Source organism: Curtobacterium sp. B18 (genome assembly GCF_000333375.1).
GTDB lineage: Bacteria > Actinomycetota > Actinomycetes > Actinomycetales > Microbacteriaceae > Curtobacterium.
On the sequence record NZ_BACZ01000352.1, the window covers coordinates 1 to 2,933 of the forward strand.

The 2,933-nt window shown below is 72.0% G+C and carries 2 protein-coding genes and 1 pseudogene; 2 read left to right on the forward strand and 1 reads right to left on the reverse strand.

What is annotated here, in order from left to right:
• Nucleotides 1-63 precede the first annotated feature (63 nt).
• A pseudogene (locus I5E_RS26365) lies at nucleotides 64-525 on the forward strand (ABC transporter permease); the annotation flags it as partial.
• 64 nt (nucleotides 526-589) lie between these two features.
• Here the strand turns inward: I5E_RS26365 and I5E_RS26370 are convergent.
• Complete coding sequence (locus tag I5E_RS26370) at nucleotides 590-1,402, reverse strand: hypothetical protein (RefSeq protein ID WP_022906792.1); 813 nt, start codon at nucleotides 1,400-1,402, stop codon at nucleotides 590-592.
• Nucleotides 1,403-1,717: 315 nt separating this feature from the next.
• On the opposite strand from I5E_RS26370, the gene I5E_RS09645 reads away from it, so the two are divergent.
• The coding region (locus tag I5E_RS09645; RefSeq protein WP_022906793.1) for an amidase at nucleotides 1,718-2,933 on the forward strand (1,216 nt) is incomplete at its 3' end.

Sequence of the window (2,933 nt, forward strand, 5' to 3'; positions counted from 1 at the left end):
CGGGTCGCACCGTTCGTCGCCCCCCTCGGCATGCTCTACGTCGTNCGCGGCATCGGACTGCTGATGACCAACGGCTTGACCTACAACAACCTCGAGGGCAACGCGGAGCTCGGCAACACCGGGTTCGACTGGCTTGGCTTCAACCGGCTGCTCGGGCTCCCGATCGGTGTGATCGTGATGATCGTCGCCGCCGTCGTCGGATCGCTCCTCCTCAACCGGACCGTCTTCGGCCGCTGGCTGTACGCGTCCGGTGGCAACGAGCGCGCTGCGGAGCTGTCCGGTGTCCCGGTGAAGCGGGTGAAGATCCGTGTCTACGTGCTGTCCGGCCTGTGCGCCGCGATCGCCGGCCTCATCCTGTCGTCCGAGCTCACGAGTGCGAGCCCGACGGCCGGCAGCTCCTACGAGCTGACCGCGATCGCGGCGGTCGTCATCGGCGGTGCGGCGCTGTCCGGCGGCGTCGGCAACGTCCGCGGCACGCTGCTCGGTGCGTTCGTCATCGGCTTCCTGTCGGACGGGCTCGTCATCATCGGCGTCTCCGCCTACTGGCAGACCGTCTTCACCGGTGCCGTGATCGTGTTCGCCGTCCTCCTCAACGCGGTCCAGTACAAGCGTCGCCCCGCCAAGGCCGGCGGCGCGTCCGGACCCGACCAGACCAGCTGTCGAACGTCATCATGCCGTTGCTCAGCGTGCCCGGGATCGCGGACGCCGGTCGGACCGTGCTGCCGAGGTCGCCCTCGGGCCAGTCGATCTCGCCCTCGTTCCAGTCGTTGCTGCTCGGCCAGAGCATCCCGACGAACTTGTAGCCCTCGGTGTTCGTGGTCTTGTACCGGATCGACACGCGGCCCGTCGTGTGCGGCTGGTAGTCGTCCGGCAACACCGTGGCGACGAGCGGCTGCCCGTCCTCGGAGTGCAGCCAGAAGTCGAGGTTCCCGTTCGACACGCTGAGCACCTTGTCCGGCGCGTAGTACCCGCGTCCGCTGGTGTCGCTGTAGCCCGAGTACGCCCCGAGCCGCGGGTAGGCGCTGAGGACGCTGCCGAGGCCGGCGTCGGTCGTGAAGTCCTCGGCGTACGACTGCTTCCACGTCCGCCCGTTCGACGTGACGTCGCCCCGCGGCACCGACGTCGAGTCGGTCGCGGTGGAGGCCTGAGCGGCGGCTGCCGCCTTGGCCGTGGCGGTGGCGGTCGGCGTCGGTCGTGCAGTGATCCGAGCCGACGCGGTCGACGACGACGCCGACGGCTGCTCCGTCGACGGAGCAGCCGTCGGGGTGGCGCGCGCGGTGCTCGTGGCCGAGGGCTCGCTGGTCGGAGTCCCGGTCGCCGCCGCTCCTCTGGTCGCGGCATCGGTCTCGTTCGCGTGCTGCGTGAGCCCGAGCACGAGGGCTCCGCCCGCGACGATCGCCATGCCGGCGACGACCCGCCGCGTCCTGATCCGTCCGTTCTGTTCGCGAGCGCCCCTGCGACGCCCCTTCCCCCTGTTTTCCCCGTGCCCCCCGTGGAGTTCCCTGTCGTTGTCCCTGGTCAACACGTGGCCTTGTTCCTCCTGAGGTTGGTGGTGCGACGCGGAACCGTAACCCGTCCGGTCCGCAGTCCGCCGGTGGATCGTCCAGGCTCGGGATGAGGGCGGCTCGTGGATGCCGCCCGATCGGCCCCCGAACGAGGGACACGTCACTGAATGAACGTTCAGGTGAATTTCCGGCCCCGCCTAGGCTGGGGTCTCGTGTTCGAACTCCACCACCTCACCGCGCAGGAACTCTGGGACTGGATCCGACGGGGCGACGCCACCGCCCTCGAGGTCACCGAGCACTACCTGGCGCGGATCGCCCGGCTCGATCCGGCGCTCGGCGCCTTCGTGACGGTCACCGCCGACGCCGCACGCGACCGTGCCGAGCACCTCGGCCACCGCGTCCCGACGTCCCGACCGCTGTGGGGCCTCCCGTCTGCTGACAAGGACCTGTACGACCGTGCCGGGGTCCGGACACGGAACGGCACCACGAGCCTGCCCGAGCGTCCCGCGCCCGTCGACCACCCGCTCGTCGCGGCGCTCGACGCCGCCGGCGCCGTGAGCCTCGGCAAGACCGCGTCGCCCGAGTTCGGGATGTCGTCGTCCTCCGAGACCCGCTTCGGCGTGACCCGGAACCCGTACGACACGAGCCGCGCGCCCGGCGGGTCGTCGAGCGGCGCTGCGGTCGCCGTCGCCGCCGGACTCCTGCCGGCCGCTGTCGGCACGGACGGCGGCGGATCGGTCCGGATCCCGGCCGCGGCGACCGGACTCGTGGGGCTCAAGCCGAGCCGCGGACGCGTGCCGTCGATGCCCGGACGCTCCGGCGTCGGCGGCCTGTCCGTCGCGGGTCCGATCACGCGGACGGTCGCGGACGCGGGCATGCTGCTCGACGCGCTCGTGGCGCCGACCGGGCTCCCGGAGCCGCACCCGTACGCGCTCGTCACGCCCGACGTCGGCGAGGGACCGTTCACCGCCGCGGCCGTCCGGGGTGAGGGACGGTTCGTGGTCGGGCTGCTCGAGGGCTCCCCGTGGGACGACACCGTCGACGTGGTGGTCGACCCCGCAGCACGCGCCGCCGTCGAGACCGCCGTCCAGGTGCTCGGCGAGGTCGGACACGGCGTCGAGGACGTCCGGATGCCCCGGGCGCCGTACGCCGAGGCGTTCCGGGTGGCGTGGGAGTCGAGCGCCGCCCGGTTGCCGATGGTCCCCGGGATCGACCTGACGGAGTTGACGCCCCTGGTGTCGTGGCTCGTCGACCGCGGCCGCACCCTGACCGGCACACGGGTACTCGACGCGATGACGGCGCTCGACACGTTCTCGGCCGCACTCATCGGCACCTTCGACCGGTTCGACGCTGTCCTCACGCCGACCCTCGCGCTCACGCCGCGGCCGCTCGGCTGGTACGGGGACGACCCCGAGGAGGACTCCGCCG

Excerpts from the sequence above, each read along its gene's own strand:
- I5E_RS26370 (WP_022906792.1), bottom strand. The coding sequence starts at position 1,402 with ATGGCGATCGTCGCGGGCGGAGCCCTCGTGCTCGGGCTCACGCAGCAC.